This window comes from Paracoccus contaminans, from assembly GCF_002105555.1.
GTDB lineage: Bacteria > Pseudomonadota > Alphaproteobacteria > Rhodobacterales > Rhodobacteraceae > Paracoccus > Paracoccus contaminans.
The window spans coordinates 2,104,985-2,130,429 of the sequence record NZ_CP020612.1; the positions used below are offsets into that span (position 1 = coordinate 2,104,985).

At 70.7% G+C, this 25,445-nt stretch carries 23 protein-coding genes and 1 pseudogene; 15 read left to right on the forward strand and 9 right to left on the reverse strand.

The features are described from left to right. Positions 1-159: 159 nt before the first annotated feature. Positions 160-525, reverse strand: coding sequence for a DUF6476 family protein (locus tag B0A89_RS09950; RefSeq protein WP_240558508.1), 366 nt, complete (start codon positions 523-525; stop codon positions 160-162). On the opposite strand from B0A89_RS09950, the gene B0A89_RS09955 reads away from it, so the two are divergent. Both B0A89_RS09955 and rpoH read left to right on the forward strand, forming a co-directional pair. Further along, positions 524-1,564, forward strand: a complete 1,041-nt coding sequence (locus B0A89_RS09955) for an RluA family pseudouridine synthase (protein WP_085378018.1) — start codon at positions 524-526, stop codon at positions 1,562-1,564. The genes B0A89_RS09950 and B0A89_RS09955 overlap by 2 nt on opposite strands. Before the next feature lie 59 nt (positions 1,565-1,623). Then, the gene (rpoH, locus tag B0A89_RS09960; protein ID WP_085378019.1) at positions 1,624-2,529 is read left to right on the forward strand and encodes an RNA polymerase sigma factor RpoH; all 906 of its coding nucleotides are present in this window, start codon (positions 1,624-1,626) and stop codon (positions 2,527-2,529) included. An 846-nt stretch (positions 2,530-3,375) separates the two neighbouring features. On the opposite strand, the pseudogene B0A89_RS09970 reads toward rpoH, so the two are convergent. Then, positions 3,376-3,615: pseudogene (locus B0A89_RS09970) on the reverse strand (accessory factor UbiK family protein); the annotation flags it as partial. A gap of 175 nt (positions 3,616-3,790) precedes the next feature. Between B0A89_RS09970 and lgt the strand changes: the two are divergent. Genes lgt through pgeF form a run of 3 tightly spaced genes read left to right on the forward strand, consistent with a single transcriptional unit; the run spans position 3,791 to position 6,501 of the window. Then, positions 3,791-4,660: a prolipoprotein diacylglyceryl transferase gene (gene lgt, locus B0A89_RS09975; protein WP_085378022.1), complete on the forward strand. Its 870-nt coding sequence runs from the start codon at positions 3,791-3,793 to the stop codon at positions 4,658-4,660. Beyond that, on the forward strand, positions 4,657-5,742 hold the full coding sequence (locus B0A89_RS09980) for a class I SAM-dependent methyltransferase (protein WP_085378881.1): 1,086 nt from the start codon (positions 4,657-4,659) through the stop codon (positions 5,740-5,742). The genes lgt and B0A89_RS09980 overlap by 4 nt, the downstream gene beginning before the upstream one ends. A gap of 3 nt (positions 5,743-5,745) precedes the next feature. Then, the gene (gene pgeF, locus B0A89_RS09985; protein WP_085378023.1) at positions 5,746-6,501 is read left to right on the forward strand and encodes a peptidoglycan editing factor PgeF; all 756 of its coding nucleotides are present in this window, start codon (positions 5,746-5,748) and stop codon (positions 6,499-6,501) included. Here pgeF and B0A89_RS09990 read toward each other — a convergent pair. Further along, positions 6,491-6,982 (reverse strand): Lrp/AsnC family transcriptional regulator, encoded by a 492-nt coding sequence (locus tag B0A89_RS09990; RefSeq protein WP_085378024.1) that lies wholly within the window; start codon positions 6,980-6,982, stop codon positions 6,491-6,493. The two genes, pgeF and B0A89_RS09990, sit on opposite strands and share 11 nt — an antisense overlap. A gap of 156 nt (positions 6,983-7,138) precedes the next feature. On the opposite strand from B0A89_RS09990, the gene trxB reads away from it, so the two are divergent. From trxB to B0A89_RS10015, 5 genes are all read left to right on the forward strand, one after another. Further along, positions 7,139-8,155, forward strand: coding sequence for a thioredoxin-disulfide reductase (gene trxB, locus B0A89_RS09995; protein ID WP_085378025.1), 1,017 nt, complete (start codon positions 7,139-7,141; stop codon positions 8,153-8,155). A 189-nt stretch (positions 8,156-8,344) separates the two neighbouring features. Further along, positions 8,345-10,057 (forward strand): bifunctional sulfate adenylyltransferase/adenylylsulfate kinase, encoded by a 1,713-nt coding sequence (locus tag B0A89_RS10000; RefSeq protein ID WP_085378026.1) that lies wholly within the window; start codon positions 8,345-8,347, stop codon positions 10,055-10,057. A 69-nt stretch (positions 10,058-10,126) separates the two neighbouring features. After that, positions 10,127-10,501, forward strand: coding sequence for a hypothetical protein (locus B0A89_RS10005; protein ID WP_085378027.1), 375 nt, complete (start codon positions 10,127-10,129; stop codon positions 10,499-10,501). A 57-nt stretch (positions 10,502-10,558) separates the two neighbouring features. After that, positions 10,559-11,371: a hypothetical protein gene (locus tag B0A89_RS10010; protein ID WP_085378028.1), complete on the forward strand. Its 813-nt coding sequence runs from the start codon at positions 10,559-10,561 to the stop codon at positions 11,369-11,371. Then, a complete protein-coding gene (locus tag B0A89_RS10015; RefSeq protein ID WP_169712157.1) occupies positions 11,368-12,351 on the forward strand; it encodes a glycosyltransferase family 8 protein in 984 nt (327 codons plus the stop codon). Before B0A89_RS10010 ends, B0A89_RS10015 begins: the two co-directional genes overlap by 4 nt. Here the strand turns inward: B0A89_RS10015 and B0A89_RS10020 are convergent. Continuing rightward, entirely contained in the window at positions 12,338-12,565 is a 228-nt protein-coding gene (locus B0A89_RS10020; protein ID WP_085378030.1) for a DUF1150 family protein, read from the reverse strand. The two genes, B0A89_RS10015 and B0A89_RS10020, sit on opposite strands and share 14 nt — an antisense overlap. A 12-nt stretch (positions 12,566-12,577) precedes the next feature. Then, on the reverse strand, positions 12,578-12,988 hold the full coding sequence (locus tag B0A89_RS10025; protein WP_085378031.1) for an Hsp20 family protein: 411 nt from the start codon (positions 12,986-12,988) through the stop codon (positions 12,578-12,580). A gap of 202 nt (positions 12,989-13,190) precedes the next feature. Here B0A89_RS10025 and B0A89_RS10030 point away from each other — a divergent pair, with 202 nt between their 5' ends. Genes B0A89_RS10030 through B0A89_RS10040 form a run of 3 tightly spaced genes read left to right on the forward strand, consistent with a single transcriptional unit; the run spans position 13,191 to position 15,045 of the window. Then, positions 13,191-13,409: a YdcH family protein gene (locus tag B0A89_RS10030; protein ID WP_085378032.1), complete on the forward strand. Its 219-nt coding sequence runs from the start codon at positions 13,191-13,193 to the stop codon at positions 13,407-13,409. A 59-nt stretch (positions 13,410-13,468) separates the two neighbouring features. Then, positions 13,469-13,978 (forward strand): 5-(carboxyamino)imidazole ribonucleotide mutase, encoded by a 510-nt coding sequence (gene purE / locus B0A89_RS10035; protein WP_085378033.1) that lies wholly within the window; start codon positions 13,469-13,471, stop codon positions 13,976-13,978. Next, positions 13,975-15,045, forward strand: coding sequence for a 5-(carboxyamino)imidazole ribonucleotide synthase (locus B0A89_RS10040; protein ID WP_085378034.1), 1,071 nt, complete (start codon positions 13,975-13,977; stop codon positions 15,043-15,045). Before purE ends, B0A89_RS10040 begins: the two co-directional genes overlap by 4 nt. Here the strand turns inward: B0A89_RS10040 and arsC are convergent. The 3 genes from arsC to B0A89_RS10055 form a co-directional block, all read right to left on the reverse strand. Next, the gene (arsC, locus tag B0A89_RS10045) at positions 15,034-15,438 is read right to left on the reverse strand and encodes an arsenate reductase (glutaredoxin) (RefSeq protein ID WP_085378035.1); all 405 of its coding nucleotides are present in this window, start codon (positions 15,436-15,438) and stop codon (positions 15,034-15,036) included. The genes B0A89_RS10040 and arsC overlap by 12 nt on opposite strands. 136 nt (positions 15,439-15,574) lie before the next feature. Then, entirely contained in the window at positions 15,575-16,783 is a 1,209-nt protein-coding gene (locus B0A89_RS10050; RefSeq protein WP_240558510.1) for a dipeptidase, read from the reverse strand. A 4-nt stretch (positions 16,784-16,787) separates the two neighbouring features. After that, complete coding sequence (locus B0A89_RS10055; protein ID WP_085378036.1) at positions 16,788-18,608, reverse strand: M3 family oligoendopeptidase; 1,821 nt, start codon at positions 18,606-18,608, stop codon at positions 16,788-16,790. A gap of 242 nt (positions 18,609-18,850) precedes the next feature. Between B0A89_RS10055 and B0A89_RS10060 the strand changes: the two genes are divergently transcribed. After that, entirely contained in the window at positions 18,851-20,134 is a 1,284-nt protein-coding gene (locus B0A89_RS10060; protein ID WP_085378037.1) for an O-acetylhomoserine aminocarboxypropyltransferase/cysteine synthase family protein, read from the forward strand. A 24-nt stretch (positions 20,135-20,158) separates the two neighbouring features. Here B0A89_RS10060 and B0A89_RS10065 read toward each other — a convergent pair whose 3' ends face one another. Beyond that, positions 20,159-21,067: an SIMPL domain-containing protein gene (locus B0A89_RS10065; RefSeq protein ID WP_085378038.1), complete on the reverse strand. Its 909-nt coding sequence runs from the start codon at positions 21,065-21,067 to the stop codon at positions 20,159-20,161. 244 nt (positions 21,068-21,311) lie between these two features. On the opposite strand from B0A89_RS10065, the gene B0A89_RS10070 reads away from it, so the two are divergent. Continuing rightward, positions 21,312-25,412: a hypothetical protein gene (locus B0A89_RS10070; RefSeq protein WP_157115313.1), complete on the forward strand. Its 4,101-nt coding sequence runs from the start codon at positions 21,312-21,314 to the stop codon at positions 25,410-25,412. Positions 25,413-25,445: the final 33 nt, after the last annotated feature.

Below are 25,445 nucleotides of genomic sequence, written 5' to 3' on the forward strand. Positions count from 1 at the left end.
CCGCCACCCGCCCCCGCATCGGCCCTGCGCAGCGGCCCGGATCGCGTCGCATCCGGGCCGAAGGGGCTGCGCCATCCTGCCCCCGTGCATCGGGTGCGGCCGCCGGCGCACGGCGGGGGGATTGCAGGCCGCCCATGCACCCTGCGGCCTGATCTGGCATCAGGACGGCGCATCCGGGGCCTGTCCGAGGCCCGGCGGGGATGCCGGCCCTGGTGCGGGGGCGCCCGGCGTCACCTGCTGGCGCAGGCCGCCCGCCGCGTCATAGACCAGCACCGCCCCCCCTTCGGTCACGACCACCGTCCAGTCGCGCGCAAAGGTGACCGCGGCCGGCACCGCCCCTGCGGGCAGGGTGATGGCGGCGGGCAGCCGCGGCAGGGGGGGCGCCGACAGGCGCATCCACAGCACCGCGGCAATCACCGCGATCCCCAGCCCCATGGCCAGGGCCAGCCCCGTCACCAGCCGGCGCAGCCATGCCAGTTCGGGCACTTTCGCCTCGGCGCCCGAGGGGCTATCATCGCGCGCCATGCCCGACCTCGTCATCACACTCTCCGCCGATCAGGCCGGCCCTGAGCGCGTCGATAAGGCACTTGCCGCGGCCGCGCCAGCCGAGGCATCGCTGTCCCGCTCGCGCCTTGGCCGGCTGATCGCGCAGGGCCTCGTCGCCGGCCCGGCGGGGGTGCTGACGGACGCGAATACGCGGGCCGTGCCCGGCGAATACCGCATCACCCTTGGCGCGCCCCAGCCGATCGACGCCCGGCCGCAGGCGATCGCCCTGGCCATTCCCTATGAGGACGAGGATCTGATCGTCGTGGACAAGCCCGCGGGCATGGTCGTCCATCCGGCGCCCGGAACGCCCGACGGAACGCTGGTGAACGCGCTGCTGGCCCATGCGGCGGGCAGCCTGTCGGGGATCGGCGGCGCGGCGCGGCCCGGCATCGTCCACCGCATCGACAAGGACACTTCGGGGCTGCTGGTCGTGGCCAAGACGGACCGCGCCCATCAGGCGCTGGCCCGCCAGTTTGCCGATCACAGCGCGGCGCGCCGCTATCTGGCGCTGGCGCATGGGGTGATCGACCCGGCCGATCCCCGCCTGCGCGGGGTGCCGGGCGTCAGCTTCGAACCCGGCGGGGTGCTGAAGCTGGCCACGCTGCTGGGCCGCCACCCGACCGACCGCCAGCGCCAGGCGGTCAGCCTCGGGCGCGGCCGCCATGCGGTCACCCGCGCGACGATGCGCGAATCCTTCGGCGCGCCCCCGGCCGCGATGCTGGTCGAATGCCGGCTGGAAACGGGCCGGACCCACCAGATCCGCGTCCATCTGGCCCATTGCGGCCTGGGGCTGATCGGCGATCCGGTCTATGGGGGGGCGCGGCGCGCCTCGGCGCGCGCATTGGGGCATGCGGCCGCAGCCGTGCAGGCCTTTCCCCGCCAGGCGCTGCATGCCGCCCATCTGGGCTTTGCCCATCCCGGCGACGGGCGCTGGCTGGCCTTTGACAGCCCGCTGCCTGCCGACATGGCCGGGCTGCTGGCGATGCTGCGGGGAACCGCCGCACCAGACCCGCGTTGAACCCGCATTGATCCGTGACATGGAAACGACGCGGCGCCCGCCGCGATCTTTGGACCCTGATGGCCAGCTATACCAATCTTCCCGCCCCCAGCCCCGAACAGGGGCTGAACCGTTATCTTCAGGAAATACGCAAGTTCCCCCTGCTTCAGCCAGAGGAGGAATACATGCTGGCCAAGGCGTGGGTGGATCATCAGGATACCGAGGCGGCCCATAAGCTGGTGACATCGCATCTTCGGCTGGCCGCCAAGATCGCCATGGGCTATCGCGGCTATGGCCTGCCGCAGGCCGAGGTCATATCCGAGGCGAATGTGGGCCTGATGCAGGCCGTCAAGCGGTTCGATCCCGAAAAGGGCTTCCGCTTGGCCACCTATGCGATGTGGTGGATCCGCGCCTCGATCCAGGAATACATCCTGCGCTCGTGGAGCCTGGTGAAAATGGGGACCACCAGCGCGCAGAAAAAGCTGTTCTTCAACCTGCGCAAGGCCAAGTCCAAGCTGGGCGCGCTCGAAGAAGGCGATCTGCGCCCCGAGAACGTCGCCCGCATCGCCCATGACCTGAGCGTGAGCGAGCAGGAAGTCATCGACATGAACCGCCGCCTGTCCGGGGGCGATGCTTCGCTGAACGCGACCGTTGGCAGCGGCGACGGCGATTCCACCGCCCAGTGGCAGGACTGGCTGGAGGATACCGACGCCAATCAGGCCGAGGCCTATGCCGAGGCGGACGAGCTGGACACCCGCCGCACGATGCTGGCCGCGGCCATGGATGTGCTGAACGAGCGTGAGCGTGACATCCTGACCGAGCGGCGGCTGCGGGACGATCCGGTGACGCTGGAGGATCTGTCCACCCGCTATGGCGTCAGCCGCGAGCGCATCCGCCAGATCGAGGTGCGCGCCTTTGAAAAGCTGCAGAACCGGATGCGCGCACTGGCCGGCGCCCGCGGGCTCGAGATCGGCGAAGACGGTTGACCGATCCCTGTCGAGGGGCCAGGTCGGCTCGTCGGCTCGTCGGCTCGTCGGCTCGTCGGCTCGTCGGCTCGTCGGCTCGTCGGCTTACTGAAGCAGAAATCCTTGCGCCCCGTCTGATCTGTCCGCCGCTTGACACCATATCCGGTGCCGCGACGGCGCGCTTGCAACCGCCAGGCGCTTGGCTGTCGTTCAGATAAAGGCTGTAAGGCGCAAGGCAGCGCCGGCGAGGCTGCCGTCTACCCCTACCAAGGCTTAGCCGAAGGTTGGCATGGCAAGGGCCGTCGGCGGCCGTGTCGATGCGCAGGGCTGCCTTGCAGGGCAAAGGCAACCCTTGCCATGAGCTGCGTTTTGGTCGGCTGACCGTCGAGAGCCTTTGACGACGCTGGCCTTGGCCCCAACCTCGGCGACAAGAGGACAAGCGCCAAGGCGGGGAACGATCGGCCCGGTCGGTATCCGCGCCTGGGGGCCACCGAAGGACCATCGCATCCGAAGGGTCATTCGCCCGGACGGCCGCAATCCGCCCCGGCGGCCGTCGCGCCCCCAAAAGCCCGCCCGCATCGGAAGCGGGGCCGGGCAGCCTTCGGCGCAGGCCCGGCCCCGCGGCGGCGCGCAGCCGCGCTTATCCCCTGTGATCGGGCATGGCTCCCGAGGCCGGTGCGTCCGCCTCGGTGACATGGGGTGCCTCATGCTGACCAGCCGCGCCGGTTCCGGCCGGCGCCGTCATGCTGCTTGAGGCGGGCGCATCCACGGCCGAGACATGAGGCGCCTGCGCCGCTGCGGGGGCGAAGCCCGCAGGCCCGGCCGTCCCGCCCGGGGGCGTGGTGACGGTCTGTGCCTTCGTCCCCCCATGGCCGCGATCAGCGCCCGCAATTCGGCATTCTCGCTGCGCGCCTTGATCGCCATCTCGCGCACCGCCTCGAACTCGTCACGGGTGACGAGGTTGCGATCGGCCAGCCAGCGGTCCACCCAGCCCTTCATCGCCGTCTCGGCCTCGTTCTTGGCGCCCTGGGCCACGCCCATCGCGTTGGTCATCAGCCGCGACACATCGTCGAAAAAGCGGCCCGAACCCGGTTTCGTGCTGTTCATCCTGACAATCCCCCGTGCCGGCCCCTTTGCCGGCAATCGCCCGCAAGATCGCGGGCTTTGCAGCGATTCATATGGCATTGCCGGGCGGCGGTTCAATGCGCCGCGGTTGACAGCCCCCCCTTGCCCGGCCAAGCAGCGGGGCGAACCCGCACGCCCCGTGTCCACGGCAAGGCCTATGATCCCGTTTCCCGACATCTCGCCCGACATCGTCACGATCACCATCGCCGGGCGCGACTTTTCGCTGCGCTGGTATGCGATGGCCTATCTGGTCGGCCTGCTGCTGGGCTGGCGGATCATCGTGGCGCTGGCGCGCCGCCCGGCCCTGTGGGGGGGCGAGCCGCCCCTGCGGCCCGCGCAGGTCGAAGAGCTGCTGACCTGGATCGTGGCGGGGGTGATCCTGGGCGGGCGGCTGGGATTCGTGCTGTTCTACGAGCCTGCCTATTATTTGTCCCATCCGGCCGAGATCGTGAAGGTCTGGCAGGGCGGCATGTCCTTTCACGGCGGCTTTCTGGGGGTCGTGATCGCCGCCTGGCTTTATGCGCGCCGCACCGGCACGCAGGCGCTGCGGCTTGCCGATGCGCTGGCGGTTGCCGCGCCGGCGGGGCTGCTGCTGGGGCGCATCGCCAATTTCATCAATGCCGAGCTGTGGGGGCGGCCGACCTCGGCCCCTTGGGGGGTGATCTTTCCGGGCGATGCCGCGCAGGCCTGCGCGAGCGCCGCCGGTCCCTGCGCGCGCCATCCCAGCCAGCTGTACGAGGCGGGGCTTGAAGGGCTGGTTCTCGGGCTTGTGATGCTGATGCTGGTGCGGGCGGGCGGGCTGCGTCGCCCCGGCCTGTGCCTGGGCGTCTTTCTGGGCGGCTATGGCCTTGCCCGCTTTGTCGTCGAGTTCTTCCGGCAGGCCGATGCGCAGTTCGTCACGCCCGACAACCCATGGGGGCATGTGCTGGGCGGGCCGGTCTGGGGCATCACCATGGGGCAGCTTCTGTCGCTGCCGATGATCCTGGCGGGTCTGGGCTTTGCGTGCTGGGCGCTGGCCCGGCGATGACCCCGCTGGGGCGCATCATCGCCGGGCGCATCGCCCAGGATGGGCCGATGCGGCTGGACGACTACATGCGGCTTTGCCTGATGCACCCGCAGCACGGCTATTATCCCACCCGCGATCCCTTCGGGGCGGGGGGCGATTTCGTCACCGCCCCCGAAATCAGCCAGATGTTCGGAGAGATGGTCGGCCTGGCGCTGGCGCAGGCCTGGCTGGATCAGGGATCGCCCGCGCCCTTTGCTCTGGCCGAGCTTGGCCCCGGCCGCGGCACGCTGATGGCCGACATCCTGCGCGCCGCCCGGCAGGTGCCCGGCTTTTGCGCCGCCGCGCAGGTCGCGCTGGTCGAGGCATCCCCCCATCTGCGCGCCCTTCAGCGCCAGCGGCTGGGGCAGGTCGCGCATCTCGATCACGCCGGACAGTTGCCCGAGATGCCGCTGTTCCTGGTCGCCAACGAATTCTTCGACGCGCTGCCGATCCGCCAGTTCCAGCGCATGGCCGGCGGCTGGGCCGAGCGGGTGGTCAGCCTGCGCGATGGCGCCCTTGCGCTGGCGCTGGCGCAACCCGCGCCGCTGCCCCGCGCGGGGGCCGAGGGCGAGATATGGGAAACCTGCCCCGAAGGCCCCCCGGTCATGGCAGAGATCGCCGGGCGCATCGCCCGGCATGGGGGGGCGGCCCTCATCATCGACTATGGCAACTGGGACGGGCGCGGCGACAGCCTGCAGGCGCTGCGCGCCCATGCCTTCGAGGGCGTGCTCGACCACCCAGGAGAGGCGGACCTGACGGCGCATGTCGATTTCGCCCCCCTTGCCGCAGCCGCGCTGGCGGCGGGTGCTGCCGTCTCGGCCCCCGTGCCGCAGGGCGAATGGCTGCTGTCGCTGGGCATCGCGCAGCGGGCGCGGCGGCTGGCCGATGCGGGGGATGGGGGCGCGCCGGACGCGCTCGAACGCTTGACCGGGCCTGCCGCGATGGGTCAGTTGTTCAAGGCGATGGCGATCTTTCCCCGCCATGCCGTGCCGCCGCCCGGATTCGTGCCGCTCTCGCCGCGAGAAACCGGGCCCTTCCCTGACGCATCCCCGGTGGGCCTGTGACCGATGAGCCTTGAGATCCTGACCCACCCGGCGCTGCTGCCCTTGCGCCACGGCTTTTTCACCCGGCGGGGGGGCGCCTCCTCGGGCCTGTTCGCCGGGCTGAACTGCGGGCGCGGCTCGTCCGACCAGCAGGGGATCGTCGCCGTCAACCGCGCCCGTGTCGCGGCCGCCATGGGGGTCGCGCCAGACCGGCTGGCGACGGTGAACCAGATCCATTCGCCCGATGTGGTCACGCTGGGGCCGGGGGACGATCAGGCGGCGCTGGCGGCCTGTGCCGCTGACGCCATCGTGACGGCCGAACCCGGCATCGCCATCGCCGTGCTGACCGCCGACTGTCAGCCGGTGCTGCTGGCCGATCCCGATGCCGGGGTGATCGGCGCGGCCCATGCGGGGTGGAAGGGCGCGCTGGACGGCGTTCTGGAAAACACCGTCGCGGCCATGCGCGCGGCCGGGGCAGCGCGCATCCGCGCGGTCATCGGCCCCTGCATCAGCCAGCGCGCCTATGAGGTCAGCGAAGAGTTCATGGACCGCTTTCTGGACGAGCCGCAGAACCAGCGATTCTTTTCGGGCGGGCCGAACGGGCGGCCGATGTTCGACCTGCCGGGGTTCGGGCTGTCGCGCCTGCGCGACATGGGGGTCGAGGCGGAATGGACGGGGCACTGCACCTATTCGGACCCGGCCCGCTTCTTCAGCTATCGCCGGGCCACGCATGAGGGCGCGGCCGATTACGGGCGGCTGATCTCGGCCATCAGGCTCTGACCGGGCCGACCAGTTCGAAGGGAACGCCCGGTTCGTCCTTGGCGCAGCGGATCACCAGGCTGGTCTTGACCGAGGCGACATTGTCGGCCGCCGTCAGTTCCTGCGTCAGGAAACGCTGAAAGGTCGGCAGGTCGGGGGTGATGCATTTCAGGATGAAATCGATCTCGCCGTTCAGCATGTGACATTCGCGCACCAGGGACCAGCCGCGGGCGCGATCCTCGAAGGCCGACAGGTCGCGTTCGGACTGGCTGTGCAGGCGCACCATCGCGAACACCTGCACCTCGAAGCCCAGCTCGCGCGGATCGACATCGGCATGATAGCCGCGGATATAGCCCGCCTCCTCAAGCGTGCGCACGCGCCTCAGGCAGGGCGGGGCCGAGATGCCGACCCGCCGCGCCAGCTCGACATTCGTCATCCGCCCGTCGGCCTGAAGCTCGGCGAGAATGTGACGGTCGATGTCGTCCAGCCGGGTGCCAGCCATGTATCCTCCAGCGGGATGAAAATCGCAGGTTCATTATCTTTGCGCCTTCCGATGGGCAAGAATGTTTCCCCGCCCGCCGCAAATGGGCGGTCTGGTTGCAGGACGGCGGGGCAGGGCTTAGCTGTCCACCGACCCTGCTTCTGGAAAGACCCTGCAATGACCCATACCGCCCCGCCTGACGCCGCAGGCCCGATCCAGCCGCATCAGAGGCTGGTCATCATCGGGTCGGGTCCGGCCGGCTATACCGCCGCCATCTATGCCGCCCGGGCGATGCTGACGCCGGTGCTGATCCAGGGCATCCAGCCCGGCGGCCAGCTGACCATCACCACCGATGTCGAGAACTGGCCGGGCGACGCCTCGGTGATGGGCCCGGACCTGATGGCGCGGATGGAAAACCATGCGCGCGAGATGGGCGCGCGGATCGTCGGCGACACGGTGACGGGGCTTGACCTGTCGCGCCGCCCCTTTGCCATCACCTGCGACAGCGGCCTGGCGCTGACGGCCGATGCGGTGATCCTGGCCACCGGCGCGCAGGCGCGCTGGCTGGGCCTTGAAAGCGAGGAGCGGTTCAAGGGCTTCGGGGTCAGCGCCTGCGCCACCTGCGACGGCTTTTTCTATCGCGGGCGCGAGGTGATTGTCGTCGGCGGGGGCAACACCGCGGTCGAGGAGGCGCTGTTCCTGACCAACTTTGCCAGCAAGGTCACGCTGGTCCATCGCCGCGGCAGCCTGCGCGCCGAACGGATCATGCAGGATCGCCTGCTGCGCCACCCCAAGATCGAGGTGGTCTGGCATGCCGAGATCGCCGAGATCACCGGGACGGACAACCCGCTGGGCGTGACCGGCGCGGTGCTGCGTTCGACCGAGGACGGCCGCACCTGGAAACTGGCGGCAGACGGGGTGTTCATCGCGATCGGCCATTCGCCTGCCTCGGGGCTGGTGGGCGATCAGCTCGCGCTCAAGTCCGGGGGATATGTCCAGGTCGAGCCCGGCTCGACCCGCACCTCGGTGCCCGGGGTCTTTGCGGCGGGCGATCTGACCGATGATCGTTATCGCCAGGCGATCACCAGCGCGGGCATGGGCTGCATGGCGGCGCTTGACGCCGAACACTGGCTGGCCGCGCAGGGCCAGGCCGAGGGGGCCGCGACCCCGGCAGGGGCGGCGCAGGCCGGCTGACGGCCCCGGCCCGGCCGGGGCGGAACAGGGGGGAGGCGGGGCGCGTGACGGGCGCATCTGCCATGCGGCGGCCGAAACCCCGGTTTTCCCCTGCATTCTGTTGCGCAAGCCAGGCCGGCCCGATAAGGGGGCGGCGCCAGCCCGGCGTGGCCGCAGGTTGTGCCTTTTGCCATGAACCCGAGGGTCCAGATGAGTCAGCAGCCCAACCTAGTTCCCATCCCGGAACTGTATGTGAACGCCGATTCGGCCAACAAGCTCAAGGCCGATGCCGGCAACATGCCGTCCTGGGATCTGACTGCGCGGCAGCTCTGCGATCTGGAGCTGCTGATGAACGGGGGGTTCCATCCGCTCAAGGGCTTCCTGTCGCAGGCCGATTATGACGGCGTGGTGGACAGCATGCGCCTGTCCACGGGCGATCTGTGGCCCATTCCGGTCACGCTGGATGTCGGTCAGGATTTTGCCGACAAGGTCGAACCGGGCCAGGACATCGCCCTGCGCGATGCCGAGGGCGTGATCCTCGCCATCATGTCGGTGACCGACAAGTGGATCCCGGACAAGAAGCGCGAGGCCGAAAAGGTCTTTGGCGCCGATGACGTGGCGCACCCGGCGGTGAACTATCTGCACAATGTCGCCGGCCCCGTCTATCTGGGCGGCCCGATCACGGGCATTCAGGCCCCGACGCATTACGATTTCCGCGCCCGCCGCGACACCCCGAACGAGCTGCGCGCCTTTTTCCGCAAGATGGGCTGGCGCCGGATCGTGGCCTTCCAGACGCGCAACCCGCTGCACCGCGCGCATCAGGAACTGACCTTCCGCGCCGCGAAAGAGGCGCAGGCGAACCTGCTGATCCACCCGGTCGTGGGCATGACCAAGCCGGGCGACGTGGACCATTTCACCCGCGTCCGCTGCTATGAGGCGGTGCTGGACAAGTATCCGCAGGCGACGACGCATCTGTCGCTGCTGAACCTCGCCATGCGCATGGCCGGCCCGCGCGAGGCGGTGTGGCACGGCATCATCCGCCGCAACCACGGCCTGACGCATATGATCGTCGGCCGTGACCATGCCGGCCCGGGCAAGAACAGCCAGGGCCAGGATTTCTATGATCCCTATGCCGCGCAAGAGCTGTTCCGCCAGCACCAGGCCGACATCGGCGTGGAAATGGTCGATTTCAAGCAGATGGTCTATGTCCAGGAGCGCGCGCAGTATGAGCCGCGCGACGAGGTCGAGGAGGGCGCGACCATCCTCGACATCTCGGGGACCGAACTGCGCCGCCGCCTGCGCGAGGGACTGGACATCCCCGAATGGTTCAGCTTCCCCGAGGTCGTCAAGCAGCTGCGCCGCACCTCGCCGCCCCGTGACAAGCAGGGCTTCACGGTGTTCTTCACGGGCCTTTCGGGGTCGGGCAAGTCCACCATCGCCAACGCGCTGATGGTCAAGCTGATGGAGATGGGCGGGCGCCCCGTCACGCTGCTGGACGGGGACGTGGTGCGCAAGCATCTGTCGTCGGAACTGGGGTTCAGCAAGGAACACCGCGACATCAACATCAAGCGCATCGGCTATGTCGCGTCCGAGATCACCAAGAATGGCGGCATCGCCATCTGCGCCCCCATCGCGCCCTATACCGCGACCCGCCGCGCCGTGCGCGAGATGGTCGAGCAGTTCGGCGCCTTCGTCGAGGTCCATGTCGCGACCAGCATCGAGGAATGCGAGCGCCGCGACCGCAAGGGCCTCTACAAGCTGGCGCGCGAGGGCAAGATCAAGGAGTTCACGGGCATCTCGGACCCCTATGAGGAGCCGCAGAGCCCCGAACTGCGCGTGCAGACCGAGGGCGTGGACGTGGACTATGCCGCCCAGCAGGTCCTGCTGAAGCTGGAGCAGATGGGCCTGATCGGCCTGTCCTGATCCTTAGGGCGCGTCGGCCCCCGCAGGGGGCCGTTTCCATTCCGGGGCTGGCGTGGCACTCTGCCCCTCATGCAGATGCCAGCCTTCACCATGCTGAACCACCATGCGAGATGCGCGGGCGCCGATGCCTTCCGTGCCGCCGCCTTGGCCCGGCGCCTGCGGGGCGAGGGCGAGCCGGGCATCATCTGCTGCCGCCGTTTCGTCAACGCAGGCGCGGGCAGGGCGCCGGGCGTCGTCGATCATCGCGGCGGCGCGGCCCGGATGCGGCACCATGGCTTGGCCATGGCCAGGCCCGAGATGCAGGCCAAGGCCAGGGCGGCGCGTCTGGAACGCTCGGCCTGTGCTGGCGATGTGTCGCCGGCGGTGCCGGATGGGCTGGCCGCATCCTCGATGCAGGTCGAACCGGCGGGGGGCTGCAAGGCCGCCGGCTTTGTGCGGGGCTGAGGCGGCGCGGGCTGGCTGTCTTTTCCCGCAAGGATACGAACGGAGGCGCCCGTGACGATGACCGACCCCGTCCTGATCCTGTGCATGAAATGGGGCACGCTGTATGGCGCGCGCGATGTCAATGCGCTGGCGCGCGGCGTGCGCCGGCACCTGTTTCGGCCGCACCGCTTTATCTGCCTGACCGATGACCCGGCCGGGCTGGACGAAGGGATTGAATCGCGCCCGCTGCCCCGGCTCGACCTGCCGCCGGGGTCGGGCGACACGCGCTGGCGCAAGCTGGCGCTGTTCAACCGCGACCTGCCGGAGCGGCTGGATGCTGCGGCGGGGACACCGGCGCTGTTTCTGGATCTCGACCTGGTGGTGACGGGGGGGCTGGATGCCTTCTTCGACCTGCCGGGCCGGTTCTGCATCCTGCGCGACGACGATCTGTTCCGCGCCAAGCCGCTGCGCCGGCTGAGGCCGGGCCGCGACCGCTTCCTGCACATGGTCGGCAATACCTCGGTGTTCCGCCATGGCATCGGCGCCCATCCCGAGGTCGTGGAAACCTATCTCGCCGATCCGGCCGCCGCGCAGGCCCGCTATGAACATGAACAGCAGATGGTCAGCGACATCCTGAATACGCAGGGCCGGTTGACCTATTGGCCGCGCGGCTGGTGCGTCAGCTTCAAGAACCACTGCGTCGGCCGGGGGTTGTCGAGCTATCTGTCTGACCCGGCCTTTCCGGACAGCGCCCGGATCGTGCTGTTCGCCGGCAGCCCCAAGATGGCCGAGGTCATGGCGGGCCGGGGCGGGCGCTGGTATCGCCGGATTGGCGACGTGGGCTGGCTGCGCGCGGCATGGGATGGCATCGAAGGGGGCAACAGGGGATGACGCTGCATATCGTCACCGGATCGGACGACAACTATGTGGCAGGCGTTCTGGTGCTGATCGCCTCGGCCGCCTTCCACAATCCGGGCACCCGGTTCACGGTGCTGGATCTGGGCATATCGCCGGCCAACCGGGCGCGGCTGGATGCGCTGGGGGCGCGGATCGGCTGCGCGGTGCGGCGGATCGAGGTGCCGGCGGATGCCTTCGATCACGTGCCGGTGCGCCGGGCGCATCTGACGCGGGGCACGTTCCTGCGCCTGCTGATCCCGCAGCTGATGCCGGATGCCGACCGGGTGCTGTACATGGATTGCGACATGGTGGTGCTGGGCGATCTGTCGTGGCTGGCCGATCTGCCGCTGGGCACCGATCTGTTTGCGGCGGTGCCCTGCCCCAGCCCGACGCAGAGCGCGCTAGACGCGACGGGGGTGGCGGCGGGGCATTATGTCAATGCCGGGCTGCTGCTGATGAACCTGCCGGTATGGCGGGCGGAAGGCACCGCCGAACGCTGCCTCGCCCGCCTGGCCGGCGAGGAGCAGCCGGTCCTGAGCGGGGATGAGGCGGCGCTGAACCTGCTGGGGCGCGGGCGGGTGACGCTGTTGCCCGCCGGGATGAATGTCTATTCCGACCCTGCCGCCTATGCGGCAAGCGGCACGCCGCCGGGCGATATGCGGGTGGTGCATTACGTGGTCAACAACAAGCCCTGGAACGGGCCGATGCCGCTGGGCCGCTTGTGGTGGTTTCATGCGGGCCGCATCGCCGACCTGCTGCCCCCCGCGACGCCCGCAACGCTCAGGGCGCGGCTGCGGCGGGCGAACCGCGCCCGGCGCACGGCCATGGGGCTGATGCTGGGGCGGCGCAAATACCGCGTCCGGCGCGACGTGGCGCGCATCGCCGAACGGATGGCCGACGCCTATCTGGCGCGGTGGCAGGGCCAGGGCGGCCCTGCCGATCACGCGCGCGGCCCCGGCGTCAGTGGACGCTGACCGGCGTCAGTTCGTTCTGCCGGGCCAGGCGAAAGGCCAGCCCGCGATCGGCGACCAGCGCCAGGCGCGCCCCGTCGATCCCATGGACGGCATAAAGCGCGTCCAGTTCCGGCGCCTGCTCGCGCACCTCGGCCGGCAGGCTGTCCATAGGCACGCGCCGGACATAGACGATGTTTCCCTCGCCCATGTTCTGGAAATCATGTTTCATGTTCATGGCGATCCCCTTTTAGTTGCGGCTGATCGGTATGGTCTTGACGACGGTCTGCGGCGCGATGCGGCGCAGGTCGATATGCAGCAGCCCGTTCTCCAGACCGGCGCGTTCGACCTCGATCCCCTCGGCCAGAACGAAGCTGCGCTGGAAGGCGCGCGCGCCGATCCCCCGGTGCAGGAACACGCGCCCATCCTGTTCGCCCGACTGGCGGCCCCGGATGACAAGCTGGCGATCCTCGACGGTCAGCGACAGATCGCCCTCGGCAAAGCCGGCGACGGCCAGGGTGATGCGGAACCCGTCCGCGCCGCATTGTTCGATGTTGTAGGGGGGATAGCCGTCCGCGCCCTTGGCCGCGCGCTCGGCCAGCCGTTCCAGCTGGTCAAAGCCCAGCAGATAGGGATTGGTCCCCAGCGTGATCTTGGTCATCGGCGTCCTCGGTCCACAAGCGACTGCGTTGCAGGGCCCCGCTGGCGGCGGCCCGTGCCCCAGCGATATGGGCGCGCCCGTCCCCCTGCGCAAGAGAGGCGAAGTTTCGCTTATCAAACCGCACCCTGCGGCTGTATGATGATGCCAGTCCGATTCCGCCGCCCCTCGCCCCCTTCTCATCAGCCAGCCGGTCCGACTTGCGATGAACCTTCCCCCCGAGATGACCCCGGCCGAAATCGGCCGCACACAGCTGGACGTGCTGCGGCGGCTTCACCGCGAACTTGACCAGGAAATCGGCGCGATCACCGCGGGCGGGGTGGTGTGCAGCCTGACCCTCGGCCGGATGAAGCGGGAAAAGCTCGCGCTCAAGGACCGCATCGCGCGGATCGAGGACGCGATCACCCCCGACATCATCGCCTGAGCGGGCGTTGCACCCGCCCCGGTCCCGTCTATGATGGGCCGATCAGCAGGGGACAGCGCATGGACGTTCCGGTCGGCATCATCATGGGCAGCCAGTCCGACTGGACGACGATGCGCGAGGCCGCGCAGATCCTGGACGAGCTGGCCATCCCCTATGAGGCGCGGATCGTCAGCGCCCATCGCACCCCCGACCGGCTGTGGGATTACGGGCGCGCGGCCGTGTCGCGCGGGCTGCGCGTCATCATCGCCGGGGCGGGCGGGGCGGCGCATCTGCCGGGGATGATGGCGTCCAAGACGCGGGTGCCGGTGATCGGCGTGCCGGTGCAGACGCGGGCGCTGGGGGGCGTCGATTCGCTTTATTCCATCGTGCAGATGCCGCGCGGCTTTCCTGTCGCCACCATGGCGATCGGGGCGGCGGGTGCGGCCAATGCCGGGCTGATGGCCGCCGCCATCCTGGCGCTGGATGACCCCGCCTTGGCCGGGCGGCTGGAGGACTGGCGCGCGGCGCTGTCGGCGTCGATCCCCCAGACGCCCCTGGATATGGCCGGGCAGGAGGGGGCGGCGCCATGACCGCCCCGCTGCCGCCCGGCGCGACCATCGGCATCCTGGGCGGCGGCCAGCTTGGCCGGATGCTGTCGGTGGCGGCCAGCCGTCTGGGCTATCGCACCCATATCTTCGAGCCGGGCGCAGCCCCTGCGGCGGATGTGGCCCATGCCCTGACGACCGCCCCTTACGAGGATGCGGCGGCGATCCGCGCCTTTGCCGCATCGGTCGATGTCGTCACCTATGAATTCGAGAATGTCCCGGCCGCCTCGCTGGACCTGATCGAAAGCATCGTCCCCATCAGGCCGGGGCGCAAGGCGCTGGCGATCAGCCAGGACCGACTGACGGAAAAGGATTTCCTGTCCGGGCTTGGCCTTGCGACCGCGCCCTATGCCGCCGTCGATGACGCGGCGGGGCTGGCGGCGGCCATGGCGGGCCATGAACGCGCGATCCTCAAGACGCGGCGGCTGGGCTATGACGGCAAGGGACAGCTGCGCCTGTCGGCGGGCGATGACGCCGCGGCCGCATGGGCGCAGGTGAATGCCCCGGCGGTGCTGGAAGGCTTCGTCGATTTTTCGGCGGAAATCAGCGTCATCGTGGCGCGCGGCGCGGACGGGGCGGTCGCGGCCTATGATCCGGGGCTGAACCGGCACGAAAACGGCATCCTGCGCACGACGTCCGTGCCCTGCGGGCTTCCCTCAAGGCTGGTCACGGATGCGGTGCTGCTGGCCGGGCGGATCGTCGGCGCGCTTGACTATGTGGGGGTGATGGGGGTCGAGCTGTTCGTGACGCCCGCAGGGCTGGTCGTGAACGAGATCGCCCCGCGCGTTCATAATTCAGGCCATTGGACGCAGGCGGGCTGCGCCGTGGACCAGTTCGAACAGCATATCCGCGCCGTCGCCGGGCTGCCTCTGGGGGATGGGCGGCGCCATGCCGATGTGGTCATGGAAAACCTGATCGGCGCCGATATGGCCCAGCTGCCGACCCTGCTGCGCCAGACGGGTACCCAGATTCACCTCTATGGCAAGGCCGAGGCGCGGCCCGGCCGCAAGATGGGCCATGTCAACAGGATCACGCGCCGCTCAGCAGGCTGAGGGCGCGCCCGCACCCGCCGGGGCGCCGCCCGCGGCGGGCGCCGGGTCCAGCAGGTCAAGGACGGCTTCGGCGGGCCGGCAAAGCCGGGTGCCCCTGGGCGTGCGGACAAGCGGACGTTCCAGCAGCACCGGATGGCCGGCGACCGCATCCAGCAGCTGCGCATCGCTCAGGGCCGGATCGCCCAGGCCCAGTTCGGCAAAGGGGGCTTCCTTCTGGCGCAGCAGCTGCCGGATGGTCAGCCCTGCCTCGGCCGCAAGGCGGCGGATCGTTTCCGCCGGGGGCGGATGGTTCAGATAGGCGATCACCTCGGGTTCCACGCCGCTGGCGCGGATCATCGCCAGCACCTTGCGCGATGTGCCGCATTTCGGGTTGTGCCAGATCGTCACGGTCATGCCATGATCCTCGATGATGCCCTTGCCCGCCCCGACGGGAACACCCGCGGATCAGGGCGCGCATGCCGCGGGTCAGCAAGCCCTTTTCCGCGCGGAGAAGAGCATGCCGCTGCCATCCGGGCAAGCGGGGGCGGCCTTACCCCTGCGGCAGCACCGCGCGCAGATAGCGAATGGTGTTGCCCCCCATGACCTTGGCGATCTGCGCCTCGGTCAGGCCCTGGTCCAGCAACGCCTGCGTCAGCGCCGGCAGGCCCGCCGCGTCGAAGGGAACACCCACCGATCCGTCCCAGTCCGAGCCCAGCGCCACGGCATCCTCGCCCGCCAGGTCGATCGCGGCGCGGATCATGCGGGCGATGCCTGCGGGCGTGCCCTCGCATGTCACATCCGACCAGAAGCCGATGCCGATGATCCCGCCTTGCGCCGCCACCTGCCGCACCAGATCGTCTGGCAGGTTGCGCGGCGTGTCGCAGGCGCTGCGGATGCCGGTATGGCTGATGATCGGGCGCGCATCCGGGATCGCCAGCACGTCGCGGACCATTGCGGGGGATGCATGGGCCAGGTCGATGACCATGTGCCGCGCCACCAGTTCGCCCACCACCGCGCGGCCGAAGGCGGTCAGCCCCTGTTGCGAGGTGCCGTGCAGCGATCCGCCCAGTTCGTTGTCGAAGAAATGGGTCAGCCCGACCAGCCGGAACCCGGCAGCCTCCATCACCGCAAGATTGGACAGCTGGCCCTGCAGGGGGTGCGCCCCTTCCATCCCCAGCAGGGCGGCGACGGTGCGCTTGCCCGCCCTGCGATCGGCCAGCACGGCATCCAGGTCGGCGCGGGTCCGCACCAGCCGCAGCCTGCCCGAATCGGCCTCGGCCAGCGCCCGCAGCCGCGCGGCCTGGTCCAGCGCCCGTTCCTTGAGGCTGAACCAGCTTTGCACCGGGCGTAGCTGGCCGATCACCAGGGGGGTGATGTTGTCCGCCGCGTCAGCGGGGTTTGCGGCATAGTTCTGCCCGCGCGGCGATCTTGTCACCGTGCTGAACACCTGCACCGCGACATTGCCCCGGTCGAGCCGCGGCAGGTCGACATGACCCTCGGGGCGTTCATGCGACAGATCGCGATCCCACAGCAGGGCGTCGGCATGCAGGTCGGCAATGGCCAGCCGTTTATGCAGCGCCTGCGCCTCGGCCGAGACATGCCAGGGCTGCGCCGCAATGACGGGGTTCAGCCGGTCCGCGACCAGCCGAGGTCCCAGCACCGGCACCACCAGCGCCGCCAGGGCGGCAAGCCCGGCCGCCCCCATCAGAACCCGGCGCAGCCTTTGCGGCCGGCGGCGGCGGAACGGGTTGCCCGCCACGCGCTCAGCTTTCCATCGCTTCAAGCTCGTCGATCATGCCCTCGATCATCGACAGGCCCTTGTCCCAGAATGCCGGGTCGGCGGCGTTCAGGCCAAAGGGTTGCAGCAATGTCGAATGATGCTGCGATCCCCCCGCCCGCAGCATGTCGAAATAGCGCGCCGGAAAGCCCTCGGGCGCGGCCTCGTAGGCGGCATAAAGCGCGTTCACCAGCCCGTCGCCGAAGGCATAGGCATAGACATAGAAGGGCGAATGGATGAAATGCGGGATATAGGCCCAGAAGGTCTCATATCCCGGCATGTAGTCGAAGGCATCGCCCAGCGATTCATGCTGGATGTCCATCCATATGGCGTTGATGTCGTCCGGGGTCAGCTCGCCCTGCGCGCGGGCGGCATGCAGGCGGCATTCGAAATCGTAAAAGGCGATCTGCCGCACGACCGTGTTGATCATGTCCTCGACCTTGCCGGCCAGCAGCGCCTTGCGCTGGGCCGGATCGGTGGCCTTGGCCAGCAGCGCGCGGAAGGTCAGCATCTCTCCGAACACGGATGCTGTTTCGGCCAGCGTCAGCGGGGTCGAGGCGAGCAGCTCGCCCTGCGAGGCCGCCAGCCGCTGATGGACGCCGTGCCCCAGTTCATGCGCCAGCGTCATCACGTCGCGCGGTTTGCCCAGATAGTTCAGCAGCACATAGGGATGGGCGTCGGTGACGGTGGGATGGGCAAAGGCGCCGGGGGCCTTGCCGGGTTTGACCGCCGCGTCGATCCAGCCCTTGTCAAAGAACGGCTGGGCCAGCTGCGCCAGTTCGGGGGCAAAGCCGGCATAGGCGTCCAGCACGGTGGCGCGCGCCTCATCCCAGCCGATCAGGCGCGGGCTTTCCTGCGGCAAGGGCGCGTTCCGATCCCAGACCTGCAGCTTGTCAAGGCCCAGCCAGCGCGCCTTGAGGCGGTAATAGCGATGGGACAGGCGCGGATAGGCGGCCACCACGGCATCGCGCAGGGCCTGCACGACCTCGGGTTCGACATGGTTGGACAGGTGCCGCCCATGCTGGGGGGTGGGCATCTTGCGCCACTTGTCCTCGATGGCCTTTTCCTTGGCCAGCGTGTTGTGGATGCGGGCGAACAGCTTGACCTGCTGGCCGAACACCGCCGCCAGCGCCCGCGCCCCGGCCTCGCGCCGCGCGCGGTCATGGTCGGTCAGCAGGTTCAGCGTCGCCTCGAGTCCCAGTTCCTCGCCATCCACATCGAAGGTCAGGGCGGCGGTCGTCTCGTCGAACAGCCGGTTCCAGGCGGCGGCGCCGACGACCGAATTGTCGTGGAGGAACTGCTCGAGTTCGTCCGACAGCTGATGGGGGCGCATGGCGCGCATCCGGTCGAACACGGGCTTGTAGCGGGCAGGACCGTCGGGGGCGGTGAAGGTCGCCTGATAGGCCTCGTCGGGGATGCGGTTGAATTCGAGGCTGAAGAACACCAGAGGCGTCGTCATCTCGGTGATGCGGGCCTGCAGATCGCCCATCATCTTGGCACGGCCGGCATCCGTGGTGTTCTGGTAATAGCGCAGCCCGGCATAGGACATGATGCGCCCGGCGATCAGGTCGATCTCCTGCCAGCGTTCGATGCAGGCCAGCATCCCGGCAGGGGACAGATCGGCCAGCCGGCCCTGGTAATCGGCGGCAAAGGCCGCGCAGGCCGATTGCAGCCGGTCCAGATCGGCGGCGATCTGCGGCGCGTCGGGGGCGGGGTAAAGATCGGACAGATCCCATTCGGGCAGCGGGCCAAGATCGACGGGGACCGCACCGGACTGTTCGGCATCATGGATGGGGGTGCGGGTCATGGGCGTCTCTCCTCGGGCTGTCCGGCTCTCATCTGTTCCTTTGCGCGCGCCGGTTCAACCCGTAACGGCGGATGATCGCCGGCGGGCCGGGCCAAAGGCGGCAGGCGGGCGGCCAAGGCGCGCCCCCGCCGCGGCAAGGCCCGTTCCGGCGCTTGCCGCCGCCGTCCCCGATTGCGAGCCGCACCGGCCCGGCATAACCTCGGCCTGCCTGCGGCAGCCAGGCGGGTTATCAGGGGGATACCATGACCGAGGACGCGCGCCCGCAGGGCTTTGATACCATCGCCATCCATGCGGGCAGCGCGCCCGATCCCGCGACCGGCGCGCGGCAGGTGCCGATCTATCAGACCACGGCGTATCAGTTCCGCGACGCCGATCACGCCGCCGCCTTGTTCAACCTGCAGGAGGCCGGCTATATCTATTCGCGCCTGACCAACCCCACGGTCAGCGCGCTGCAGGCGCGCCTTGCGGCGCTGGAGGGCGGGGCAGGGGCGGTCTGCTGCTCCTCGGGGCATGCGGCGCAGATCATGGCGCTGTTCCCGCTGATGGGTCCGGGCCTGAATCTCGTCGCCTCGAACCGGCTGTATGGCGGAACGATGACGCAGTTCGGGCAGACGATCCGGCGCTTCGGCTGGTCCTGCCGCTTTGTCGATCTCGAGGATGCGGATGCCGTGCGCGGTGCCATCGATGCCGATACGCGGGCGATCTTTGCGGAATCGATCTCCAATCCCGGCGGCTATGTCACCGACATCCCCGCGCTGGCGGCGATTGCGGATGCGGCCGGCATCCCGCTGATCGTGGACAATACTCTGGCCACCCCGGCGCTGTGCCGGCCGATCGGGATGGGCGCGACGCTGGTCGTTCACAGCCTGACCAAATACCTGACGGGGAACGGCACGGTCACCGGCGGGGCGGTGATCGATTCAGGCCGCTTCGACTGGAGCGCGTCGGACAGGTTCCCCTCGCTGTCCGCGCCCGAGCCTGCCTATCACGGGCTGAAGTTTCACGAAACCTTCGGCCCTGCCGCCTTCACCTTCCACGGCATCGCCGTGGGGCTGCGTGATCTTGGCATGACGCTGAACCCGCAGGCGGCCCATTACACGCTGATGGGGATCGAGACGCTGGGCCTGCGCATGCGCCGCCATGTGGAAAACGCCGAGCATGTGGCCGCATGGCTTGCCGCTGATCCCAGGGTCGAGGCGGTCAGCTATGCCGGTCTGCCGGACAGCCCCTACCAGGACCGCGTCCGCGAGCTTTATCCCCATGGGACAGGGGCGCTATTCACCATCCGCCTGAAGGGCGGCTATGACGCCTGCACGGCGATGATCGCGCGGCTCAAGCTGATCTCTCATGTCGCCAATCTGGGCGATGCGCGGACGCTGGCGATCCATTCCGCCTCGACCACGCATCGCCAGCTGACGCCCGCCCAGCAAGAGGCCGCGGGCGCCGGACCCGACATGGTGCGCCTGTCCATCGGCATCGAGGATGCCGCGGACATCATCGCCGACCTGGACCGGGCGCTGGGCTGACCCGCCGGGCCACCCGGCCGCGGCTCAGTTCTGACCAGCGGGGGCGGCGGGCGCCGCAGGCGGGGCGCCCGGCACAGGCGTTGCCGCCGTGGCCGGCGCGGCCGGGGCGGCCGGTGCGCCTTCGGCCCCCGTGGCCGGGGCCAGCGCCCAGACGGCATCCACCCGCGCGGCAAGGCTCATCTGCCCCGCCTCCACGGGTGCCGAGCCGGCCTTGGCATCGCGGGCCATCATCATGACGGGCACCGGCCCGCCCTGATCGCCGTTTTCCGACAGTGACAGCAGCGGGCCGAGCTGCCTGCCGGCGGCGCGGGCCATCACCTCGGCGCGGCGGCGGGCGTCCACCACGGCCTCGGTGCGGGCCGCATCGCGGGCGGCGGCGTCATCCTCGCGCGAGAAGGCCACCCCCTGCACGTCCGTCGCCCCGGCGCCGATCAGTGCATCGAGCAGCCCGCCCAGCTTGGCGATGTCATGCACCCGGACCGAGACGATGTTCTGCGCCTGATAGCCCCTGACGACGGGGGGCTGGTTCTCGCGCGAATAGTCCTGCACCGGCGACAGGTTCAACGCCTGGGTCTGCATGTCCTCGGCCGCAATCCCAAGGCCGCGGGCCGCCTCGATCACGCGGGCCTGCCGGGCGCTGTTGTCAGCCATGGCCTGCGCGGCCGTCGGGGCCTGTGTCGTCACGCCGACCGAAACGGTGGCAAGGTCGGGGGCCACCATCGACTGCCCTTCGCCCCAGACCCGGACAATCCCCGCCGCAGGGGCAGGCATGCCATCCGCGCCCGGCGCCATGGGATGGACCTGGACCTGGTCCTGGGCCTGGGCGGCGGCGGCGCAGCCCAGCGCAAGAAGGCCCGCGGCAAGGGCGGCCGGCAGGCGGGCGGTCAGGCCGGGCGTCATGGCGGGCCGGGCGTGGCGGGCGGGGTGGGGCATCAGGGTCGCTCCTCTGGCGGACAGGTGGCATCCGGGGCGCGGCGCGGGGCCGGGGCGCAAAGGCACGGCCGCCGGCCGCTGCCGGGATCACGCGCCAACGCCCGGTGCCGGGCCGCGGCTCCGTCACAAAGCGGTGTTTTGCTTTGCCTGCGCGGATGCCTTCAGTTATCCAGAGATTGAGCAGCAACGGACCGGATCGCGCAACAACGACGAGCCGGCCAGACCCAAAGAAAAGACCGGCCTGATGAGCACGAGCACCGCGCCCGAATACGCCCTGTCGTTCAGCAGCGATGCGGTGCACCTGATGGAGCGGCCCGCCAGCGGCGCGCTTGCGTCGCTGCGCTGGCGCGAAAGGGCCTCGGCCCCGTTCGACGCCCCCGATTTCCGGGCCGAGATGGCGCGCCTGCGCAAGCTGGTCGCCAACGGGCCTGATGCGCGGGTGGCGCTGATCATCCCCGATGACCAGATCCTTTATACCTCGCTGCCAATCCGGCCCGATGGCGACGTGGCGGCGGGCCTTGGGCCGGCGCTGGACGGGCTGACCCCTTACGCGGTGGCGGATCTTGCATGGGACTGGCGGCCCGGCGCGCAGTCCCAGGATGTGCGCGTGGCCGCCGTGGCCCGCCAGACCCTGCGCGAGGCAGAGGCCTTTGCCCGCCGCCACGGCTTTGATGCCGACGGCTTTCTGGCCGATCCCGCCGAGGGCCTGTTCCCCGAGCAGCCGCGCTTTGCCGACATCGGGCCCGACCAGCAGGCGGAGGCCGCCGCACCGGCGGATGCGGCAGCCCCCGAGCCGGCGCCGGCCGACGAGCCGGGACTGTCCGTCAGCGATGATGAGACGGGGGCTGCGGCGGGCAGCGGCCCGGGCGATGCCGTCCAGGCAGACAGCGCCGCATCGGAGCCTGCGGACGCGGGCCCCGACATGGCGGGCGGAACGGCCGCTGCGGCGCAGGCGCGGCCCGAGCCTTCCGCCGCCGCAATGGCCGAAGGCATGTCCCAGGGGGGCGCCGGGCCCGAGGCTGGTGAAGCTGTTCATGCCGCAACCGCTGCCCTGCCTGACGGCGAGGCAGAGGGCGCCAAGGCGGACGCTGTCGCGCCGCTTTCCGGCGCGCTTGCGCCGGATGCGGCCGGGGCGGAGGGCGGGCCTGCCGGCAGAACGGATGCTGCGGCGGATGCGCCGGGCGATGGCGTGACCGATAAGGGTTTGGCCCAGGTTGCGGCAGTTCCGCCAGGGGCGGCTGGTTCGGGCGCGGCTGGTCCGGCCCCGGTCCTGTCATCCTCGGCCCGGCCTGCCGCCGCGTTGACAGAGCGGCGCGAGCCTGGCCGAAAGACCGGCTCTCGCGTCACCGATTTCCTGCCCGACGATCTGCCGCCAGCCGCCCCGCAGGCTGCGGCTGTGCCTGCCGCGCCGGTCATGCCCCTGTCGGATCTGACCGACACGGCCGATGCGCCGGCCCATCCGGCCGCGCCGCCGCCTCTCAACCCGCGGGCCAAGGCGGTGCTGGACCGGGCCGCCGCCGCCCGCGCAAACATCGCGGACGAGCCGCCTGCCGCGCCTGCCCGTCATCCGGGCGCGCGCGGGGGCTTGGGCGGGCTGCTGGTGATGCTGGCCGCGCTGCTGCTGGGCCTGCTGCTGATCTGGTCCTTCGTGATCCCCGATCCGTCCGGGACGGAGAGCCTGGCCGGCGATGACTTGGCCGGGGAGAGCGCGGGGGCGCAAGCGGTCGCGGCGACGGGCCAGCCCGCTGCTTCGGCTTCCTCGCAAGCGCGCGCGGCGGCTGCGCCGACCCCTGCGGCCCCGGTCGCGACAGGCGGGGCCGCCCCAGCCGGGACGGGTTCGGCGGTGCCCGTGCCCGTGCCCATGGTCCAACCATCCACCGTTCAGGCATCCCGTCCCCAGGCGGCTGTGGTTCAGGCGCCTGCGGCCCCGCAAGCCAGCGTCCCCCAGACTGGCCCGGCCCCCGCCGCGGCCCCGGCGCGGCCTGCTGCCGGCCAGCCCGTCATCGCGCAGCCCGGCGCCGCGGCCCCCTCGGCCGCCGGCCCGCTTGCGCCCGCTCAGGGTGCCGGCGCCTCGACCAGGCTGACCGTGCCGGTGGGCACGCCCGCCTCATCGGCACCGCCCGGCATGGCTGCGACGGCACCCTCCGCAGCGCCTGCCGCCCCTGCGGCGCCGATCGGCAATACCGCTCCGGCTGCGGCGACCCCGCGCGAGGGCGGCACGCAAGGCAGACCGGCGCAAGGGACAGGCAGGCAGGACGCGGGCGCGCAATCGGCGGGCACGCAGGCGGCAAAGGCAGCCGCCCCGGCCCGAGCCTCCGACGCGCCGGCAGCCGCCCCGGCCCCCAAGGCCGCGGGCGCGCCTGCGGCTCCCGCCCGGACAGCGGCGCCTAAGCCAGCGGCCCAGCGGCCCGCCACCGCCCCCCGGCGCCCGCAACCGGCGGCCGCGCCGCGCGCGGCGGATGCCGATCCGCTTCCCGCCGTGGTGCCGGGGCGGCGGGCGCTGACCCGTTCGGAACGCCCCGCCCTGCGTCCCGCCGGGGCCGAGCCGGCCGCCTCGGCCCCCGTCCGTGGGCCGGCGGCGCGCAGCGCCCGCCCCCCGGCAGCCGCCCCGGCCAAGGCCGAGGCAAAGCCCGCCGCGGCCCCGGCAAAGGCCGACCCCAAGCCCAACTCCGCCCCAGCCAAGGCCCCGGCAAAGCCCACCGCCGCGCCCGAGCGGGCCCGCCAGCCAGCGGCGGCGCCGGCAGCCTCGCCCCGTCCGCGCCCGCGCCCCGATGAAGGATCGGCTGATGAATCCGTGACCCCGGCCGAGATGACGCCGGCCGAACGGGCGACCGCCGATGCCTGGCTGGCCGATCTTTACCGCGCCAATCCCGGCCTTTTGCGGCTGGCGAACACGCCCGGCGGGGCACAGGCGCCCGTGCGGCTGGCCGAGGTGCGCCCCTCGCACCGGCCAGGTGCGGCGAAGACGGCCATCGATGCCGCCGTGGAACGGGCCGTCGCCGAAGCGCCGCCCGAACGGAAAAAGCCCGCCCCTGCCGCCAAGGCCAAGGCCAAGGCCAAGGCCAAGGCCAAGGCGGAAGCCAAGTCGGAGCCGGCCAAGGCCAAGTCAAGCGACGGGGCGGACGGGGCGCGCCCCGCCGCCAGGTCCAAGGGCGCTGACACCGCAAAAGATGCCGACAGCGGCAAGGACGGCGCCTCCGCGGCGCGGAAGAAGTCGGCCGGCGCCTCGACCGCGCATGAAGGAAACGACAAGGCCCCCGCCGAAAAGGGCAAGGCGGCTGGAAAGGACTCGGCTGGAAAGGACAAGGGCAAGGACCCGGCCGGCAAGGATGCCGGCAAGGACGATCCTGTCCGGTCCGCCAGCGCGCCTGCCGACCGTCCGGCCGACCGGCCCGGGCGCAAGGGCAAGGCGGGGGGCGGCGAGATCGCCTCGAAAAAGGCGGTCGAGGATGCCATCGCCGATGCGGTGAGAAAATCCACCGCGACGCCGGGCGCGGTCGCCCTGGCGGCGCCGAAATCGCTGATACCCGCACGCAAGCCCGCCCAGACGGATGAGGGCGATGCCGGCAAGGGCGGCAAGGACAAGGCTGCGCCGGAAAAGCGCGCCGCCGACGCTGGCGGGGCAGACAAGAAGGGCGGCGCTGACCGGGCCGGCGCGCCCAAGGCCGCGGCTGCCAAGGCCGACCCCGAGGCAGAGGCCGTCGCCGCCGCTGCCGCCGCCAGCCGCCGCGTTCCGCAGGTCGAGCCGCGCTTCGATGCGGCGCCGCAGCCTGCCATCCCGCCCGTCATCCAGCCCCCGGCCCAGGTGCAGCCCCAGATCGCTGCGCGGGCACCTGCCGCGGGGCTGTCGCCCGCTCCGCTGGCGCAGCAGCCGGCGGAGGCGCAGTCGGCCGTGGAGGAACAGCTTCAGGCCCAGGCCGCCGCGCGCGCACGCGCGGGGGCCGAACTGGCCGAGGCTCAGGCCCGCGCCGCCGCCGAGGCGCGCGCGCGCGCCCAGGCCGCGGCCGAGGAACGGGCCGCCATCGCCTCGGGGCGCACCTATACCCCGCCCGAGGTGGACAACGAACCCGATGTCGCCGTCGCCCCCGCCAAGGGCACCAGCAAGGGCCAGGTCGCCACCGCCGCCACCGTCGGGGGCATGGACATCGGCAAGACCCAGGTGATCGGCGTCATCGGCGCAGGCCGCGCCAGCCGCGGGCTGATCCGCCTGCGCAGCGGCAAGATCGTGACGGTCCGCCTTGGCGACCGCATCGATGGCGGGGCGATCAATTCGATCGGGAACGGGCGCATCAGCTATGTCAAGGGCGGCAGGCAATTCAACCTGCCGATCCTCAATGGGCGCTGAGGCGGCCCCGGCCTCTACCGCGTTCCGGCGGGC

Bases quoted from the DNA above. Each gene is read 5' to 3' on its own strand.
- B0A89_RS09955 (WP_085378018.1), top strand. From the start codon at position 524: ATGCCCGACCTCGTCATCACACTCTCCGCCGATCAGGCCGGCCCTGAG.
- B0A89_RS09950 (WP_240558508.1), bottom strand. From the start codon at position 525: ATGGCGCGCGATGATAGCCCCTCGGGCGCCGAGGCGAAAGTGCCCGAA.
- rpoH (WP_085378019.1), top strand. From the start codon at position 1,624: ATGGCCAGCTATACCAATCTTCCCGCCCCCAGCCCCGAACAGGGGCTG.
- lgt (WP_085378022.1), top strand. From the start codon at position 3,791: ATGATCCCGTTTCCCGACATCTCGCCCGACATCGTCACGATCACCATC.
- B0A89_RS09980 (WP_085378881.1), top strand. From the start codon at position 4,657: ATGACCCCGCTGGGGCGCATCATCGCCGGGCGCATCGCCCAGGATGGG.
- pgeF (WP_085378023.1), top strand. From the start codon at position 5,746: ATGAGCCTTGAGATCCTGACCCACCCGGCGCTGCTGCCCTTGCGCCAC.
- B0A89_RS09990 (WP_085378024.1), bottom strand. From the start codon at position 6,982: ATGGCTGGCACCCGGCTGGACGACATCGACCGTCACATTCTCGCCGAG.
- trxB (WP_085378025.1), top strand. From the start codon at position 7,139: ATGACCCATACCGCCCCGCCTGACGCCGCAGGCCCGATCCAGCCGCAT.
- B0A89_RS10000 (WP_085378026.1), top strand. From the start codon at position 8,345: ATGAGTCAGCAGCCCAACCTAGTTCCCATCCCGGAACTGTATGTGAAC.
- B0A89_RS10005 (WP_085378027.1), top strand. From the start codon at position 10,127: ATGCAGATGCCAGCCTTCACCATGCTGAACCACCATGCGAGATGCGCG.
- B0A89_RS10010 (WP_085378028.1), top strand. From the start codon at position 10,559: ATGACCGACCCCGTCCTGATCCTGTGCATGAAATGGGGCACGCTGTAT.
- B0A89_RS10015 (WP_169712157.1), top strand. From the start codon at position 11,368: ATGACGCTGCATATCGTCACCGGATCGGACGACAACTATGTGGCAGGC.
- B0A89_RS10020 (WP_085378030.1), bottom strand. From the start codon at position 12,565: ATGAACATGAAACATGATTTCCAGAACATGGGCGAGGGAAACATCGTC.
- B0A89_RS10025 (WP_085378031.1), bottom strand. From the start codon at position 12,988: ATGACCAAGATCACGCTGGGGACCAATCCCTATCTGCTGGGCTTTGAC.
- B0A89_RS10030 (WP_085378032.1), top strand. From the start codon at position 13,191: ATGAACCTTCCCCCCGAGATGACCCCGGCCGAAATCGGCCGCACACAG.
- purE (WP_085378033.1), top strand. From the start codon at position 13,469: ATGGACGTTCCGGTCGGCATCATCATGGGCAGCCAGTCCGACTGGACG.
- B0A89_RS10040 (WP_085378034.1), top strand. From the start codon at position 13,975: ATGACCGCCCCGCTGCCGCCCGGCGCGACCATCGGCATCCTGGGCGGC.
- arsC (WP_085378035.1), bottom strand. From the start codon at position 15,438: ATGACCGTGACGATCTGGCACAACCCGAAATGCGGCACATCGCGCAAG.
- B0A89_RS10055 (WP_085378036.1), bottom strand. From the start codon at position 18,608: ATGACCCGCACCCCCATCCATGATGCCGAACAGTCCGGTGCGGTCCCC.
- B0A89_RS10060 (WP_085378037.1), top strand. From the start codon at position 18,851: ATGACCGAGGACGCGCGCCCGCAGGGCTTTGATACCATCGCCATCCAT.
- B0A89_RS10065 (WP_085378038.1), bottom strand. From the start codon at position 21,067: ATGCCCCACCCCGCCCGCCACGCCCGGCCCGCCATGACGCCCGGCCTG.
- B0A89_RS10070 (WP_157115313.1), top strand. From the start codon at position 21,312: ATGAGCACGAGCACCGCGCCCGAATACGCCCTGTCGTTCAGCAGCGAT.